Source organism: Streptomyces sp. NPDC050439, assembly GCF_040655335.1.
Lineage (GTDB): Bacteria > Actinomycetota > Actinomycetes > Streptomycetales > Streptomycetaceae > Streptomyces.
Map to the genome: position 1 here is coordinate 179,875 of NZ_JBFAJT010000011.1, position 17,211 is coordinate 197,085.

Below are 17,211 nucleotides of genomic sequence, written 5' to 3' on the forward strand. Positions count from 1 at the left end.
TATTGACTTCGAAACTTGAAGGCATAGTCTCTGCAACGTTGCTTTTACCTTCAGGTGGTGGGCGGCGTGAAGTTGTGCGCCACTTGAAGTGCTCACCCCCACCCCCGGCGATGTTGCCGGTGGCCCGAGGAGTCCATGTGACCAGCACAACGAAGGCGCCGCAGCCCGGCCACGGCAGAGAGGCCCACCCGGACCATCTCGGCCATGTCATCTTCATTACGGCGGCCGCCGCGATGGGTGGCTTCCTGTTCGGCTACGACAGTTCGGTGATCAACGGCGCGACCGTCGCCATCCAGCACCGATTCGACGTCGACGCCAACATGCTCGGCTGGATCATCGCCACCGCACTGCTCGGCTGTGCCGTCGGTGCCGCGATCGCCGGCCGTATCGCCGACCGCATCGGCCGCATCCGCTGCATGCAGATCGCCGCCGTCCTCTTCGCCGCGAGCGCAGTCGGTTCGGCCCTGCCGTTCGCGGCGTGGGACCTGACGATGTGGCGCTTCATCGGCGGCATCGGCATCGGCATGGCGTCCGTCATCGGCCCGGCCTACATCGCCGAGGTCGCACCGCCCGCCTACCGGGGCCGCCTCGCCTCGTTCCAGCAGGCCGCGATCGTCATCGGCATCGCCGTCTCCCAGCTGGTCAACTGGGCCATCCTGAACATGGCGGACGGTGACCAGCGCGGCAAGCTCCTGGGCCTGGAGGCCTGGCAGCTGATGCTCGGCGTCATGGTCATCCCGGCCCTCCTCTACGGCCTGCTCTCCTTCGCGATCCCCGAGTCGCCGCGCTTCCTCATCTCGGTCGGGCGCAACACCGAGGCCAAGAAGGTCCTCGGCGAGGTCGAGGGAACCAAGATCGACCTCGACGCGCGCGTCTCCGAGATCGAGGAGGGCATGCGCCGCGAGCACAAGTCCTCGTTCAAGGACCTGCTCGGCAAGGTCGGCTTCCTGCCGATCGTCTGGATCGGCATCGGCCTCTCGGTGTTCCAGCAGCTCGTCGGCATCAACGTGATCTTCTACTACTCGAACCAGCTGTGGCAGTCGATCGGCAAGGACCCGAGCAGCTCGTTCCTGTACTCGTTCGAGACGTCGATCGTGAACATCATCGGCACGGTCATCGCGATGATCTTCGTCGACCGCATCGGCCGCAAGCCGCTGGCCATCATCGGCTCGGCCGGCATGGCGCTCGCGCTGTTCACCTGCGCCTGGGCGTTCTCCTACCGCACCGGCACCGGCGACAACGTCTCGCTGCCGGACGCGCAGGGCCTGACGGCGATCATCGCCGCCAACTTCTTCGTGCTCTTCTTCGCCCTCTCCTGGGGCGTGGTGGTCTGGGTGCTGCTCGGCGAGATCTTCCCGAACCGCATCCGCGCCGCGGCGCTCGGTGTGGCCGCGTCGGCCCAGTGGCTCGCCAACTTCGCGATCACCAAGACGTTCCCGAGCATGTCCGAGTGGAGCCTGACCGGCTCGTACATCATCTACGGCGCCTTCGCCGTGATCTCGATCCCCTTCGTCATGAAGTTCGTCCAGGAGACGAAGGGCAAGACCCTGGAGGAGATGGGCTAATCCCCGCTGCCCCTCCTCTGAGGAAGCTGCCCCGGTTCAAGGACCTATTCCTTGAGCCGGGGCAGTACGTTTTCGCAGAAGTGGTGCAGGCTGCGCCAGCCCTCGTCGACCGGCATCCCGCCGGAGAGCGGATGCAGCACGAGATTGGCCGCGCCGCCCTGCACGTACGCCACGCACTGGTCGGGCGTCAGGACGCGGTAGACGCCCTCGGCGCGCAGCTCCTCGACCGTGGTGGCGCTCGACTTCACCGCCGAGCGGATGTCCTTGGACTGCCATGAGGCGTACGTACGGGCCTCGTGCAGGAAGTGCTCGCCGTGCTCGGCCCAGGTGCGGTCCGGGTCGTCCGCGATGTGCAGGAGCGGGGTCTCGGCGGCGGGCATCATCGTCCAGCCCTCGGTGCCGTACTCCGCGAGGCGGTCGTTGTAGTACGCCTCCAGTTCCGGCAGATGCGCGCTGGGGAAGAACGGCAGGCCGAGCCGGGCCGCGCGGCGGGCCGCCGCCTGCGAGGAGCCGCCGACCAGGAGCATCGGGTGCGGCTGGGTGTACGGACGCGGGGTGACGCGCGCGGTGCGGCCGCGGAACTCGAAGGGCTCGCCGGTCCACGCCTGCAACAGGGTCTCCAGGAGCTCGTCCTGGAGCTTGCCGCGCCGCTTCCAGTCGACGCCGAACGCCTCGTACTCCTCGGGCCGGTAGCCGATCCCCGCCACCGTGACGAGGCGGCCGCCGCTGAGCAGGTCCAGTACGGCGATGTCCTCGGCGAGCCGCAGCGGATCGTGCAGCGGGCCGATGATCGCGGAGACCGTGACCGCGATGCGCCGGGTCGCGCCGAAGACCGCGCCGGCGAAGGTGAAGGGCGAGGGCAGCCAGTTGTTGCCGACGCCGTGGTGTTCCTCGGTCTGCACGGTGGAGATGCCCCGATCGTCGGCGTACGTGGCCATCTCCAGGGCGGCCTTGTAGCGATCGCTCAGCGAGGAGGGCGTGGCATCCGGATCGACGAGGTTGAAGCGTACGACTGTGACGGGCATGGAAACGTCCCCCTTCACCGTGTGCGGGCGAAGAGGGACGTTAGGTGATGCGGTGTCAGATGGCCAGAGTGCGGGGGCAGTTGCTCCGGATCAGGAACCAGCCCCGTAACGGCGTCAGGCCGAGACCAGCTCCGACTCGCCCTCGCCCTTGCCCTCGGGGGCCTCGACGGCCGGGGTCCTCGGAAGCACCGCGTACAGCACGGCGGCGATGAGGATCGTGGCCAGCCAGCCCAGGCCATTGCGGCCGATCCAGGAGGTGGCGAGCGGGCCGCTGAACCAGTCGACCTTCGTGAAGAGGAGGCCCGTCACCAGGGCGACCGCCCACGCGGTCATGGCCTGCCAGGCGAAGCCCGCCTTGTACCAGTAGGCGCTGGTGCGCTTGGTGTCCATCAGCGCCTCGCCGTCGTACGTCTTCCGGCTCAGCATGTCGATGCCGAACACGCCGATCCAGGCGGAGAACGCGACCGCCAGCAGGGTGAGGAAGGAGATGAACGAGCCCATGAAACTCTTTGCCACGTTCATCAGGATGTAGCCGAAAATCAGGCTGATGACGGCGTTGATCGAGACCGCCCACGTGCGCGGGACCTTGATGCCGAGCGTCATGGCGGTGAAGCCCGCGGAGTACATCGACATCGAGTTGATCAGCAGCATGCCGATCAGGGCCATCAGCAGGTAAGGCACCGCGATCCACGTCGGGAGCAGCTCGCCAAGGAAGGAGACCGGGTCGGAGGCCTCCGACAGGCTTGGCGTGCTGACCGCCATGACCGCGCCCATCAGGACCATCGGTACGACGACGATGCCGGCGCCGCCGATGGCGTTGCCCACCAGGGCCCTGTTGGAGGCCTTGCGCGGGAGGTAGCGGGTGAAGTCGGGGCCGGTGGGGACCCAGCTGATGCCGCCCGCGGCGATCACGCCGACGCCCGCGACCATCGCCGCGGTGGAGCCCGCGGGCCGCGAGAAGACGTCCGACCAGGGGGTGTTGGCCACCAGGTAGACGAGGACGAGGACGCTGAACGCGCCGAAGAGGTACGTGGCCCAGGTGTTGCAGATGTGCAGGACCTTGCGGCCCAGGCCGCTGATGACGAACGTGCAGGCGACGAAGGCGATCAGCGTCACGATCGTCAGCCACGTGCTGGACTTCACGCCGAAGCAGATGTCCAGGACGGTGATGATCGCGTACGCGCCGGTGACCGCGTTGATCGTCTCCCAGCCCCAGCGGGCGATCCAGATGAGCGAGCCCGGGAAGAGGTTGCCGCGCTGGCCGAAGACGGCGCGCGAGAGGGTCATGCCGGGGGAGCCGCCGCGCTTGCCCGAGATGGAGATCAGACCGACCAGGCCATAGCTGAGGAGAGGCGAGACGAGGGCGACGACCAGGGCCTGCCAGAAGTTGAGGCCGTTGGTCACGATGAGACCCGCGCCCATGGTGAGCAGCAGGACGCTGATGTTGGCCGCCACCCACGTGGGGAACAGCTCGCGGGCCTTGCCGGTGCGCTCGGAGTCGGGGACGGGCTCGAGGCCGCGTGTCTCCAGCGCGCCTTCGTTTTCGGCGGTGGTGCTCATGGGGTGGGGTCCGTGCCTCTCGCTCGGATCGCAACGCCGCGATCCGTCCGTGGGGGTGATCGGGTTGGACTCTACGCGCGTTGATACGGAGAGCTCCATCGTACTTTAGTCCGAGTAGTTCCCTCTATGAGCTTATGTTCTTTGGAGGAAGCTACAGCTTGAGCCTGTGTTGCCCCCATGACTGATACTGGGGAGGTTATGGAAATCGTCATCCTTGCTGTAGTCATCGCCGTGGTCGTGATCGGCGCGCTCGGCGGGCTCGTGATCGGCAGCCGCAAGAAGAAGCAGCTGCCGCCGAAGGCCCCGTCGTCCACGCCCACCATCACCGCTCCTCCGGCCGAGCCGCATGTCGGCGACGAGGCCGAGACGCCGCGCGACGAACCGCGCCGCACGATCGAGGAGGTGGAACTTCCGCTCGCCGAGCCGTCGGCGTCGGCCCCCGTCGTCATCGAGGAGCCGGCCGCCCCGGAGGTCGAGACCCCGGAGCCCACGGCAGGTCGCCTGGTCCGTCTGCGCTCGCGCCTCTCGCGCTCGCAGAACGCACTCGGCAAGGGGCTGCTCACGCTCCTCTCCCGCGAGCACCTGGACGAGGACACCTGGGAGGAGATCGAGGACACGCTCCTCACCGCCGATGTCGGCGTCGCCCCCACGCAGGAACTGGTCGAGCGGCTCCGCGAGCGCGTCCGCGTGCTCGGCACCCGTACCCCCGAGGACCTGCGCGCGCTGCTGCGCGAGGAACTCGTGGCGCTCGTCGACCCGGACCTCGACCGCACGGTCAAGACCGAGTCGGGCCTGGAGACGCCCGGCATCGTGATGGTCGTCGGCGTGAACGGCACCGGCAAGACCACCACCACCGGCAAGCTCGCCCGTGTCCTGGTCGCCGACGGCCGCTCCGTGGTCCTCGGCGCCGCCGACACGTTCCGCGCGGCCGCCGCCGATCAGCTGCAGACCTGGGGCGAGCGCGTCGGCGCGCGCACGGTCCGCGGCCCCGAGGCCGGCGACCCCGCGTCGATCGCCTTCGACGCGGTCAAGGAAGGCATCGCGGAGGGCGCCGACGTCGTTCTCATCGACACCGCGGGCCGCCTGCACACCAAGACCGGCCTGATGGACGAGCTCGGCAAGGTCAAGCGCGTCGTCGAGAAGCACGCGCCGCTCGACGAGGTGCTGCTCGTCCTGGACGCCACGACCGGGCAGAACGGCCTGGTGCAGGCGCGGGTCTTCGCCGAGGTCGTCGACATCACCGGCATCGTCCTGACGAAGCTGGACGGCACGGCCAAGGGCGGCATCGTCGTCGCGGTCCAGCGCGAGCTGGGCGTGCCGGTCAAGCTGATCGGACTCGGCGAGGGCGCGGACGACCTGGCGCCGTTCGAGCCCGAGGCGTTCGTCGACGCGCTGATCGGCGAGTAGCCGCTCGGCGCCCGGCGCCACGTACGAAAAGAAATGCCCCACCCCGGGGTGCAGCCGGGGTGGGGCATTTCGTGTGCGGGCGCCGACCGCTACGCCGGTGAGCGATGCGCCACGTACGCCAGGGTTCCGAGGACAAGACGCGCCTGGGGCGGATGCGTCGCCGAGTCCAGGTCAGGGGAGCGGAGCCAGCGGACCGGGCCGAGGCCCGCGCGATCGGAGGGCGGGGCGGTGATGTGCGCGCCGGGGCCCAGGCCGTGCAGGTCGATGCCGGCGTCGTCCCAGCCCATGCGGTAGAGCAGCTGGGGGAGTTCGGCGGCGGCGCCCGGGGCGACGAAGAAGTGCGCGCGGCCCTCCGGGGTGGCGGCCACCGGGCCGAGCGGCAGGCCCATGCGCTCCAGGCGGACCAGCGCCCTGCGGCCCGCGGCCTCGGCCACCTCGATGACGTCGAAGGCGCGGCCCACGGGCAGCATCACGGCGGCGCCCGGGAACTGCGCCCAGGCCTCCGTGACTTCGTCGAGCGTCGCCCCGGCGGGTACCTCGGGGGCGAACTCCAGGGGGTGGGCGCCGGGGGCGGCGCAGTCGGCCGCGCCGCAGGAGCAGCGGCCGTCGAGTGCGCGTGCGCCGGGGACCGCGGCCCATCCCCACAGTCCGGTGTACTCCGCCACCGCGGTGCAGTCCGACGTGCGGCCGCGCCGCCGTGCACCGGTGCGAGGCTTGTCGGTCCCCCGGATGCCGCCGATCGTGAAGCCCATGCCCCCTCCAACGGGTCGAGCGCGGTGTGGTTACGTGACGGAATCGGATCGTGACCCTGTGTTTGTGCGGGCGCCGAGTGGTTCACGGGGGGTGCGACCCGGTCATGCGCGCCCCGAAGTGCTCCCTTCCGCCCACCTTCGGTCGTCCACTGTCAAGTCAATCGCTTGTAGCGGCCCGGGAGTTCATTCGAAGGGGTGGCGAATGGTGGCGTTTCCGCGATCGCCCTCGCCGGAGGGGTGATCGTAGGATTACTTTCAGTGCACGGACCCTGAGTGCTGTGCACTCGTGGGTATGCCGGAGGCAAGTCGGTTTCCTGTTCGATGGGTGACGTTCTCCGGACGGAGAGCCGCACCGCGCGGCATTCTGGTAGGGCTTGGCGTGGGACCGCGCGTAAGTGTCTTGAGGGATGGGGGCGTTCCAGTGGGCGGCAATGGCGGAAGTGGTGCGAACGCTGAGAAGCGCCCCAACGAACTGCTCAATTCCTGGTTCGTGCGCAGCGGCTGGTCGAAGGGCGAGCTGGCGCGCCAAGTGAACCGCAGGGCACGGCAGTTGGGCGCGCACCACATCTCCACCGACACCTCGCGGGTGCGGCGCTGGCTGGACGGCGAGAACCCCCGCGAGCCCATCCCGCGCATCCTCTCCGAGCTGTTCTCCGAGCGGTTCGGCTGTGTGGTCGCCGTCGAGGACCTCGGGCTGCGTGCCGCGCATCAGTCGCCGTCCGTCTCGGGCGTCGACCTGCCCTGGACCGGACCCCAGACCGTCGCGCTCATCAGTGAGTTCTCGCGCAGCGACCTGATGCTGGCCCGGCGCGGCTTCCTCGGCACCTCGCTCGCGCTCTCCGCCGGTCCCTCCCTCATCGAGCCCATGCAGCGCTGGCTGGTCCCGGGACCGACGACACCGGTCGGCGACCCGGAGCCGCCCACCCCGTCCCGCAGGCCCGGCAGGCTCTCCAGGCCGGAGCTGGACCTCCTGGAGTCCACGACCGTGATGTTCCGGCAGTGGGACGCGCAGTGCGGCGGCGGCCTGCGGCGCAAGGCGGTCGTCGGCCAACTGCACGAGGTGACGGACCTGTTGCAGGAGCCCCAGCCGGAGGCCACGTCCAAGCGGCTCTTCAAGGTCGCGGGCGAACTGGCCGAGCTGGCCGGCTGGATGAGCTACGACGTCGGTCTCCAGCCGACCGCGCAGAAGTACTTCGTGCTCGCCCTGCACGCCGCGAAGGAAGCGGGCGAGAAGCCCCTCGGTTCGTACATCCTCTCCAGCATGAGCCGCCAGATGATCCACCTCGGACGGCCCGACGACGCGCTCGAACTGATCCACCTCGCGCAGTACGGCAGCCGTGACTGCGCGAGCCCGCGCACCCAGTCCATGCTGTATGCGATGGAGGCCCGTGCCTACGCCAGCATGGGCCAGCCCGGCAAGTGCAAGCGGGCCGTGCGCATGGCCGAGGACACCTTCGCCGACGCAGCCGACTTCGACGAGCCCGAGCCCGACTGGATCCGCTTCTTCTCCGAGGCCGAGCTGAACGGCGAGAACGCCCACTCGTTCCGTGACCTGGCCTATGTCGCGGGACGCAGCCCGACGTACGCCTCACTCGCCGAGCCCGTCATGGAGCGCGCCGTCGAGCTCTTCGGCAAGGACTCCGAGCACCAGCGTTCGTACGCACTGAATCTCATCGGGATGGCCACGGTCCACCTGCTCAGGCGCGAGCCCGAGCAGAGCACGGTCCTCGCGGGCCAGGCCCTGACCATCGCCAAGAAGGTGCGGTCCGAGCGGGTCAACACCCGCCTTCGCAAGACCGTGGACACCGCCGTGCGGGACTTCGGCGACATCGCCGAGGTCGTGCAGCTCACCGACCAGCTCGCCATCGACATGCCCGAGACCGCGGAGGCGGTCTGAGGGCGCCCCACCAGAACTCCGGCCGCGGCCGGTCCATCCCGAACTGCCCGACTCGGCTCCCCCACGCCAGGTCAATCGGATGGCCGCCGCGGCCGGTTTTTTCTGTGTGCGCAGGGTATGAAACCGCGCCCCGCCCGACCCGGCAGTTCATGGACGCGTAACACGCACGACCTCTTCGTCACTGCGGCGAAACATCGAGGGGCGCCCCCTGAAACGGCGCTGGGCCAATCTCATGGCGCATAACGGCCCACCCCCTCTTGCCCCCGCCCGCACGGGCCGCATACGACGACGAGGAGACGCCGATGCCCCCAGGCATCACGATCGCCGCAGACGCCCCGCAGCTGTCTGCCGCCAACACAGGGTTCATGCTCATCTGTTCCGCCCTGGTGATGCTCATGACGCCGGGACTCGCCTTCTTCTACGGAGGCATGGTCCGCGTCAAGAGCACACTGAACATGCTGATGATGAGCTTCATCAGTCTGGGGATCGTCACCATCCTCTGGGTGCTGTACGGCTTCTCCATCGCGTTCGGCACCGACCACGGCAGCCTCTTCGGCTGGTCGTCCGACTACGTGGGCCTCAGCGGCATAGGGCTCACCGAGCTGTGGGACGGCTACACCATCCCGGTGTATGTCTTCGCGGTCTTCCAGCTGATGTTCGCGATCATCACGCCCGCGCTGATCAGCGGTGCGCTCGCCGACCGCGTGAAGTTCACCGCCTGGGCGCTCTTCGTGGCGCTCTGGGCCACGACCGTCTACTTCCCGGTCGCGCACTGGGTATGGGGCACCGGCGGCTGGGCCTTCGAGCTCGGCGTCATCGACTTCGCCGGTGGTACGGCCGTGCACATCAACGCCGGTGCCGCCGCGCTCGGCGTGATCCTGGTCATCGGCAAGCGCGTCGGCTTCAAGAAGGACCCGATGCGGCCGCACAGCCTGCCGCTCGTCATGCTCGGCGCCGCGCTCCTCTGGTTCGGCTGGTTCGGCTTCAACGCCGGATCGTGGCTGGGCAACAACGACGGCGTCGGCGCCATGATGTTCCTGAACACGCAGGTCGCCACGGCCGCCGCCATGCTGGCCTGGCTCGCCTACGAGAAGATCCGGCACGGCGCGTTCACCACGCTCGGTGCCGCTTCGGGCGCCGTCGCCGGGCTCGTCGCGATCACCCCGTCCGGCGGCTCCATCTCGCCGCTCGGCGCGATCGCCGTCGGAGCCATCGCCGGTCTGCTCTGCGCCATGGCCGTCGGCCTCAAGTTCAAGTTCGGCTACGACGACTCCCTCGACGTCGTCGGTGTCCACCTCGTCGGCGGTGTCGTGGGCTCGCTGCTCGTCGGCTTCTTCGCCACCGGCGGCGTCCAGTCCGACGCCAAGGGCCTCTTCTACGGCGGCGGCCTCGAACAGCTGGGCAAGCAGGCCGCCGGTGTCGGCGCCGTCCTCGTCTACTCCATGATCGCCTCCGCGATCCTCGCCCTCCTGGTCGACAAGACCATCGGGATGCGGGTCAGCGAGGACGAGGAGGTCGCGGGCATCGACCAGGTGCAGCACGCCGAGACCGCGTACGACTTCAGTGGCGCCGGCGGTGGCACGGCGCCCCGTACCGCAGCCGTGCCCGGCTCGCCGGCCCAGGACGCCGGCAAGGCCGCGAACGAGAAGAACAAGAGGGTGGACGCATGAAGCTCATCACCGCGGTCGTCAAGCCGCACCGGCTCGACGAGATCAAGGAGGCCCTGCAGGCCTTCGGCGTCCAGGGCCTGACCGTGACCGAGGCCAGCGGCTACGGCCGCCAGCGCGGCCACACCGAGGTCTACCGTGGCGCGGAGTACACCGTCGACCTCGTGCCGAAGATCCGCATCGAGGTCCTGGTCGAGGACGACGACGCCGAACAGCTCGTGGATGTCGTGGTCAAGGCCGCCCGGACCGGCAAGATCGGGGACGGCAAGGTCTGGAGCGTCCCGGTCGAGACGGCCGTCCGGGTACGGACCGGCGAACGGGGACCGGACGCGTTGTGAGCTCTGCCGGCAGGGCTGCCGGCAGAACTGAGCGGAACTGAGCGGGACTGACAGGAGCTGCTGGGTGACGAGTGTGGACGTACGTACTGAATCGGACTCGGAAGACTCCGGACCCAGCGGCTATGCGGCGGCCCGGCTGCGCCTCCTCCAAGGGGAGGCGCGGTCCGGGCCGCCGCGCCGTTCGGCCCTCGCCGACCTCACGGACGACTGGCTGACCGGCCTCTTCACGGCCGCGGGTGCGCCACGGGGGGCCGCACTGGTGGCCGTCGGCGGGTACGGCAGGGGAGAGCTCTCGCCGCGCAGCGACCTCGACCTGCTGTTGCTGCACGACGGCAGCGCGGACGCCGGCGAGGTGGCGGCCCTCGCGGACCGCGTCTGGTACCCCATCTGGGATCTCGGGCTCGCGCTCGATCACTCCGTGCGTACGCCCGCGGAGGCGCGCAAGACGGCGGGCGAGGACCTCAAGGTGCAGCTGGGGCTGCTCGACGCGCGGCATGTCGTGGGGGATCTCGGGCTGACCGCCGGGCTGCGCACGGCGGTGCTCGCCGACTGGCGCAACCTCGCGCCGAAACGGCTGCCCGAACTGCGCGAGCTGTGCGAGGAACGGGCCGAGCGGCAGGGGGAGTTGAGCTATCTCCTGGAGCCGGACCTGAAGGAGGCCCGGGGTGGCCTGCGGGATGCGACCGCCTTGCGGGCCGTCGCTGCCTCCTGGCTCGCGGACGCGCCGCGCGAGGGGCTCTCCGATGCCCGGCGGCGGCTCCTCGACGTGCGGGACGCGCTGCATCTGACCACGGGGCGGGCCACCGACCGGCTCGCGCTGCAGGAACAGGACCAAGTCGCCGCCGAGCTCGGCCTGTTGGACGCCGACACCTTGCTGCGACAGGTGTACGAGTCCGCGCGCACCGTCTCGTACGCGAGTGACGTGACGTGGCGCGAGGTGGGCAGGGTGCTGCGGTCCCGGTCCGTGCGGCCTCGGCTGCGGGCGATGCTGGGCGGCGGCAAGGGGGCGGTCGCCGAGCGTTCGCCGCTGGCCGAGGGGGTCGTGGAACAGGACGGGGAAGTCGTCCTCGCGCGGGCGGCCCGGCCCGAGCGGGATCCCGTGCTGCCGCTGCGTGCCGCCGCGGCGGCGGCCCAGGCAGGGCTGCCCCTGTCGCTGCACGCGGTGCGCAGGATGGCCGCGGCGGTGCGGCCGCTGCCCACGCCGTGGCCGGCCGAGGCCAGGGAGCAGCTGGTGACCCTCCTCGGAGCCGGGCGGCCCACGGTCGAGGTGTGGGAGGCGCTGGAGGCCGAGGGGATGGTCACCCGGCTGCTTCCGGACTGGGAGCGGGTGCGGTGCAGGCCGCAGCGCAACGCCGTGCACACGTGGACGGTCGACCGGCATCTGGTGGAGACGGCGGTGCAGGCCTCGGAGCTGACCCGGCGCGTGGGGCGGCCCGACCTGTTGCTGGTGGCCGGGCTGCTGCACGACATCGGGAAGGGCTGGCCCGGGGACCACTCCGAGGCCGGGGAGATCATTGCCCGGGACGTCGCCGCCCGGATCGGCTTCGACCGGGCCGACGTGGCGGTCCTTGCGACCCTCGTACGACACCACCTGCTGCTGATCGAGACGGCCACGCGCCGCGACCTCGACGACCCGGCCACGGTACGGGCGGTGGCGGACGCGGTGGGTTCGACCGGGACGCTCGAACTGCTGCACGCGCTCACGGAGGCGGACGCGCTGGCCACCGGCCCCGCCGCCTGGTCCACCTGGCGGGGTTCGCTCGTCGCCGACCTGGTGAAGCGGGTGGGGGCGGTGCTCTCCGGGGAGGAGCCGGAGAAAGCGGAGGACATCGCTCCCACCGCGGAGCAGGAGCGCCTCGCGGTGGAGGCGTTCCGTACGGGCGGGCCGGTGCTCGCGCTGCGGGCGCAGACGGAGACCGTCGCCGCCGAGGAGTCGACCGGGGACCCGGAGCCGCTGGGCGTGGAGCTGGTCATCGCGGTGCCGGACCAGCCGGGCGTGCTGTCCGCCGTCGCGGGGGTGCTCGCCATGCACCGGCTCACGGTTCGGACCGCGGAGCTGCGCGGGGTGGGGCTGCCGTCCGGTCTCGAGGACTCGGTGCTGCTGCTCAACTGGCGGGTCGCCGCGGAGTACGGCTCCCTGCCGCAGGCCGCACGGCTGCGGGCGGACCTGGTGCGGGCCCTGGACGGCTCCCTGGACATCGCGGCCCGCCTTGCCGAGCGGGATGCCGCGTATCCACGGCGGCGGGGGACGGTCGCGCCGCCGCCCCGGGTGACCGTGGCCTCGGCGGGGTCGCGTCTCGCCACGGTCATCGAGGTGCGGGCCCAGGACGCGCCGGGCCTGCTGCACCGCATCGGCCGGGCGCTGGAGTCGGCGGGCGTGGAGGTACGGAGCGCGCACGTCTCGACGCTGGGCGCGAACGCGGTGGACGCGTTCTATGTGACGGGGTCGGGGTCCGGGGCGGGCATGCCTTTGCCGGGGGAGCGGGCGGCGGGGGTGGCCCGGGCGGTGGAGGAGGCGTTGCGGGGGTAGAGGGTGCGGGATGGCGCGGTGAAGGGGTGGTGCGGTGGGGGGGGGATGGTGCGGGATCACTGCCCCGCACTGGTCCACCCCTCCCCGGGGTACGACCTCCGCCCAGACGCTGCGCGCCCGGGCGCCCGGTGGTGCAGATACCCTGGAGGGCGACCCATCCGCCCTCCCCCATACTCAGCTCCGCGCGAGCGGGGGCCCCTTCGACCCGAGGATTCGCGACCGCCGTGTTCGACACTCTCTCCGACCGCCTCGCAGCGACATTCAAGAACCTCCGGGGCAAGGGCCGCCTGTCCGAGGCGGACATCGACGCCACGGCGCGCGAGATCCGCATCGCCCTGCTCGAGGCGGACGTCGCCCTCCCCGTGGTCCGGGCCTTCATCAAGCAGATCAAGGAGCGGGCCACCGGGGCCGAGGTCTCGCAGGCCCTGAACCCCGCCCAGCAGGTCATCAAGATCGTCAACGAGGAGCTCATCGGCATCCTCGGCGGCGAGACGCGACGCCTGCGGTTCGCCAAGAACCCGCCGAGCGTCATCATGCTCGCCGGTCTGCAGGGTGCCGGTAAGACGACCCTCGCCGGCAAGCTCGGCCTCTGGCTGAAGGGGCAGGGCCACTCGCCGCTCCTGGTGGCGTGCGACCTGCAGCGTCCCAACGCCGTGAACCAGCTCTCCGTCGTGGGCGAGCGCGCGGGCGTCGGCGTCTACGCCCCCCAGCCGGGCAACGGCGTGGGCGACCCGGTCCAGGTCGCCAAGGACTCGATCGAGTTCGCCAAGACCAAGCAGTACGACGTCGTCATCGTCGACACCGCGGGACGCCTCGGCATCGACCAGGAGCTGATGCAGCAGGCCGCGGACATCCGCGACGCCGTCAGCCCGGACGAGGTCCTCTTCGTCGTCGACGCCATGATCGGTCAGGACGCCGTCAACACGGCGGAGTCCTTCCGCGACGGCGTCGGCTTCGACGGCGTCGTCCTGTCGAAGCTCGACGGTGACGCCCGCGGTGGCGCCGCCCTGTCGATCGCGCAGGTCACGGGCCGCCAGATCATGTTCGCCTCCAACGGCGAGAAGCTGGACGACTTCGACGCGTTCCACCCGGACCGCATGGCGTCCCGCATCCTCGGCATGGGCGACATGCTCACGCTGATCGAGAAGGCCGAGCAGACCTTCTCCCAGCAAGAGGCCGAGCAGATGGCCTCCAAGCTGGCGAGCAGCAAGGGCAAGGACTTCACGCTCGACGACTTCCTGGCCCAGATGGAACAGGTCCGCAAGATGGGCAGCATCAGCAAGCTGCTCGGGATGATGCCCGGAATGGGGCAGATCAAGGACCAGATCAACAACCTGGACGAGCGGGACGTCGACCGCACCGCCGCCATCATCAAGTCGATGACGCCGGGCGAGCGCCACGAGCCGACCATCATCAACGGCTCCCGCCGCGCCCGTATCGCCAAGGGTTCCGGCGTCGAGGTCAGCGCCGTCAAGAACCTGGTCGAGCGCTTCTTCGAGGCCCGCAAGATGATGTCGCGCATGGCCCAGGGCGGCGGAATGCCGGGCATGCCCGGGATTCCGGGCATGGGTGGCGGCCCCGGCAAGCAGAAGAAGAAGCAGAAGCAGGCCAAGGGCAAGCGGAAGTCGGGCAACCCGATGAAGCGCAAGCAGGAGGAGCAGGAGGCCGCCGCCCGCCGCGAGCAGGCGGCCCAGGAAGGCGGCGCCTTCAACCTCCCCGCGGGCCAGCAGGGACAGAACTTCGAGCTGCCGGACGAGTTCAAGAAGTTCATGGGCTGACCTCGCCCGTTCTCGTACGCCTCCTGGGGCGCCCCTCTGCCGAGAGGGGCGCCCCAGGCGTTTTCGGAGCGGATGCCCGGCCCCGGTTTGTGTCGTAGCGTCCGGATATGAGCAACCCTGTGCCGCCGCGCCAGGCGCCCGACCAGCCATGGCGCTCCGAGGGTGCGCCCCCGCCCGCGCCCACACCACCGCCGAAGAAGAAGATGCCGGGCGGATGGGGCGGGCTCATCCTCACCGCGCTCATCGTCTATCTCATCGCCAACCTCGTCCTCTCGTTCTTCAACGACGGCGACGAGCCGACGATCTCGTACACGGAGTTCAGCAAGCAGGTCGACTCCGGGAACGTCACGAAGATCTACTCCAAGGGCGACGCGATCCAGGGGCAGCTCAAGAAGGAGCAGGAGAAGCCGGGTGACGCCAAGGGGAAGTACACCAAGTTCATCACCCAGCGGCCCGCCTTCGCCGACGACAAGCTCTGGGACGACCTGACCAAGCACGACGTCACCGTCACCGCCGAGCCCGTCGTCCAGGAGCGCAGCTTCCTCTCCAACCTGCTCATCTCGCTCGCCCCGATGCTGCTCCTCGTCTTCCTGTGGATCTTCATCGCCCGTCGGATGAGCTCGGGCATGGGCGGCGGAGCGGGCGGCATGCTCGGCCGCAAGGCCCCGCCCAAGCCGGTGGAGCTCGAACCCGGCGACAAGCGCACCACCTTCGAGGACGTGGCGGGCATCGACGAGGTCGAGGGCGAGCTCAGTGACGTCGTCGACTTCCTGAAGAACCCCGCCGCCTACCGCGAGATGGGCGCCAAGATGCCGCGGGGCGTGCTGCTCGCGGGCCTGCCCGGCACCGGCAAGACGCTGCTCGCGCGGGCCGTCGCCGGCGAGGCCGGAGTGCCCTTCTTCTCGGCGTCCGCGTCGGAGTTCATCGAGATGATCGTGGGCGTCGGCGCGTCGCGCGTACGCGAACTCTTCGCCGAGGCGAGGAAAGTCGCGCCGTCCATCATCTTCATCGACGAGATCGACACCATCGGGCGGGCGCGTGGCGGCGGCAGCGGGATGGGCGGCCACGACGAACGTGAGCAGACGCTGAACCAGATCCTCACCGAGATGGATGGTTTCTCCGGCTCCGAAGGTGTCATCGTCCTGGCGGCCACCAACCGCGCCGACATCCTCGACCCCGCCCTGACCCGTCCCGGACGCTTCGACCGGGTCGTCACCGTCAGCCCGCCCGACCGGGACGGACGCGAGGCCATCCTCAGGATCCACACCCGTGAGATCCCGATGGCGGACGACATCGACCTCACCCAGGTCGCCCGTACGACACCGGGGATGACCGGCGCCGAACTCGCCAACCTGGCCAACGAGGCCGCCCTGCTCGCGGTGAAGCGCAAGCAGAAGGAAGTGACGCAGTCCGACCTCTCCGAGGCCCTGGAGAAGGTCCAGCTCGGCGCCGAGCGGCCGCTGGTCATGCCCGAGGAGGAGCGGCGGCGCACGGCCTATCACGAGAGCGGACACGCCCTGCTCGGCATGCTGCAGCCCGGCGCCGACCCGGTCCGCAAGATCACCATCGTGCCCCGCGGGCGCGCACTCGGCGTCACGCTGTCGACGCCGGACGCCGACAAGTACGCGTACACCGAGGAGTATCTGCGCGGCCGCATCGTCGGCGCCCTGGGCGGCATGGCGGCCGAACAGGTCGTCTTCGACACCATCACCACGGGTGCCGAGAACGACCTCGAACAGGTCACCAACATCGCCCGCGGGATGGTCGGCCGCTGGGGCATGAGCGAGCGCGTCGGCAGACTCTCGGCACTGCCGAGCGACGCCCAGCAGGCCTACGGCCTCTCGGCCGCCCCCGTCACCCTCGACACGATCGACCACGAGATGCGGCGGATCGTCGACGAGTGCTACGAGAGCGCCTGCCGCCAACTGAGGGACCACCGGGGCCAACTGGACGCCCTGGCGGCCGCACTCCTGGAGAACGAGACACTGGAGGAGGAGGCGGCCTACCGGGTCGCCGGGATCACACGCCTCACCAAGGACGTCGACTAGACCGATTCGGCCACGAAGCGGCTTCGCGGCTCCCCACGGAGACGGCCCGGTGGGAGCTTCCTGCCGAACAGGACGAGGAGAAGGTCCTGCGCGGCGCCGGTCAGCGGGACCCCGGTGCCGTAGCTCCAGTCGAGGTCGTCGGCGCACAGCCGTACGCCGCCGACGTCCGCCCCGAAGAACTTGGTGCTCTTGGGCGTGACCTTCTTAAGAAGGATGCCGACACGGTCCAGGGGGACCCTGCGTTCGAGACCCAGGGCCACCGAGATGTCCAGACCGTGCACCACGTCGTGGCCGAGTGCGCCCTCGATTCCCGCGAAGGGCGGCTGCCAGGGGTGGTCGGCATTGTCCCTGAGAAACGCGGCGAGCTGACCCGTGGAGTACGTGGCGGCGTCCGCGCGGGCGCACCGGTCGGTCATCCGGTGCAGGCTCCCACGCGCCTTGACCAGTTCGGCCAGCGTCCTCGGGAGCGAGTACCGGAAGCCCAGCGACATATGGGCTGCCACTTCCCGGACCCGCCACCCGGCGCACAGCGTCGGCGCGTCCCACTGCGCGGGCGTCAAGTCGTCGAGCAGGGCGGCGATATCACGGCGTTCGGCGGCGACAGCGTTTCTGATGTCCACTTCTCCAGCGTGTCGACGACCTCG

12 protein-coding genes are annotated in these 17,211 nt (G+C 70.0%); 8 read left to right on the top strand and 4 right to left on the bottom strand.

Annotated features, from left to right (window positions below; genetic code table 11):
* Window positions 1-137 precede the first annotated feature (137 nt).
* Window positions 138-1,565 carry a sugar porter family MFS transporter gene (locus AB0I66_RS37405; RefSeq protein ID WP_363212516.1) on the top strand — a complete coding sequence of 476 codons (1,428 nt, stop codon included), beginning with the start codon at window positions 138-140 and terminating at the stop codon, window positions 1,563-1,565.
* A gap of 44 nt (window positions 1,566-1,609) precedes the next feature.
* On the opposite strand, the gene AB0I66_RS37410 is transcribed toward AB0I66_RS37405, so the two are convergent.
* Together AB0I66_RS37410 and AB0I66_RS37415 are read right to left on the bottom strand one after the other, a co-directional pair.
* On the bottom strand, window positions 1,610-2,590 hold the full coding sequence (locus AB0I66_RS37410; RefSeq protein WP_363212517.1) for an LLM class flavin-dependent oxidoreductase: 981 nt from the start codon (window positions 2,588-2,590) through the stop codon (window positions 1,610-1,612).
* Between the two features lie 114 nt (window positions 2,591-2,704).
* The gene (locus AB0I66_RS37415) at window positions 2,705-4,150 is read right to left on the bottom strand and encodes a cytosine permease (RefSeq protein ID WP_363212518.1); all 1,446 of its coding nucleotides are present in this window, start codon (window positions 4,148-4,150) and stop codon (window positions 2,705-2,707) included.
* Window positions 4,151-4,348: 198 nt separating this feature from the next.
* On the opposite strand from AB0I66_RS37415, the gene ftsY reads away from it, so the two are divergent.
* Window positions 4,349-5,557, top strand: a complete 1,209-nt coding sequence (gene ftsY, locus AB0I66_RS37420) for a signal recognition particle-docking protein FtsY (protein WP_363212519.1) — start codon at window positions 4,349-4,351, stop codon at window positions 5,555-5,557.
* An 89-nt stretch (window positions 5,558-5,646) separates the two neighbouring features.
* On the opposite strand, the gene AB0I66_RS37425 is transcribed toward ftsY, so the two are convergent.
* Entirely contained in the window at window positions 5,647-6,309 is a 663-nt protein-coding gene (locus AB0I66_RS37425; protein ID WP_363212520.1) for a bifunctional DNA primase/polymerase, read from the bottom strand.
* A gap of 421 nt (window positions 6,310-6,730) precedes the next feature.
* On the opposite strand from AB0I66_RS37425, the gene AB0I66_RS37430 reads away from it, so the two are divergent.
* The 6 genes from AB0I66_RS37430 (at window position 6,731) to ftsH (ending at window position 16,567) form a co-directional block, all read left to right on the top strand.
* Complete coding sequence (locus tag AB0I66_RS37430) at window positions 6,731-8,206, top strand: hypothetical protein (protein ID WP_363212521.1); 1,476 nt, start codon at window positions 6,731-6,733, stop codon at window positions 8,204-8,206.
* A 302-nt stretch (window positions 8,207-8,508) separates the two neighbouring features.
* Window positions 8,509-9,876, top strand: coding sequence for an ammonium transporter (locus AB0I66_RS37435; protein ID WP_363212522.1), 1,368 nt, complete (start codon window positions 8,509-8,511; stop codon window positions 9,874-9,876).
* The gene (locus tag AB0I66_RS37440) at window positions 9,873-10,211 is read left to right on the top strand and encodes a P-II family nitrogen regulator (protein ID WP_249587501.1); all 339 of its coding nucleotides are present in this window, start codon (window positions 9,873-9,875) and stop codon (window positions 10,209-10,211) included. The genes AB0I66_RS37435 and AB0I66_RS37440 overlap by 4 nt, the downstream gene beginning before the upstream one ends.
* 64 nt (window positions 10,212-10,275) lie before the next feature.
* A complete protein-coding gene (locus AB0I66_RS37445; RefSeq protein ID WP_363212523.1) occupies window positions 10,276-12,741 on the top strand; it encodes a [protein-PII] uridylyltransferase in 2,466 nt (821 codons plus the stop codon).
* Window positions 12,742-12,965: 224 nt separating this feature from the next.
* Window positions 12,966-14,519, top strand: a complete 1,554-nt coding sequence (gene ffh, locus AB0I66_RS37450; protein ID WP_363212524.1) for a signal recognition particle protein — start codon at window positions 12,966-12,968, stop codon at window positions 14,517-14,519.
* Between the two features lie 107 nt (window positions 14,520-14,626).
* Complete coding sequence (ftsH, locus tag AB0I66_RS37455; protein ID WP_363212525.1) at window positions 14,627-16,567, top strand: ATP-dependent zinc metalloprotease FtsH; 1,941 nt, start codon at window positions 14,627-14,629, stop codon at window positions 16,565-16,567.
* Here ftsH and AB0I66_RS37460 read toward each other — a convergent pair.
* On the bottom strand, window positions 16,564-17,187 hold the full coding sequence (locus AB0I66_RS37460) for a maleylpyruvate isomerase family mycothiol-dependent enzyme (protein WP_363212526.1): 624 nt from the start codon (window positions 17,185-17,187) through the stop codon (window positions 16,564-16,566). The genes ftsH and AB0I66_RS37460 overlap by 4 nt on opposite strands.
* Window positions 17,188-17,211: the final 24 nt, after the last annotated feature.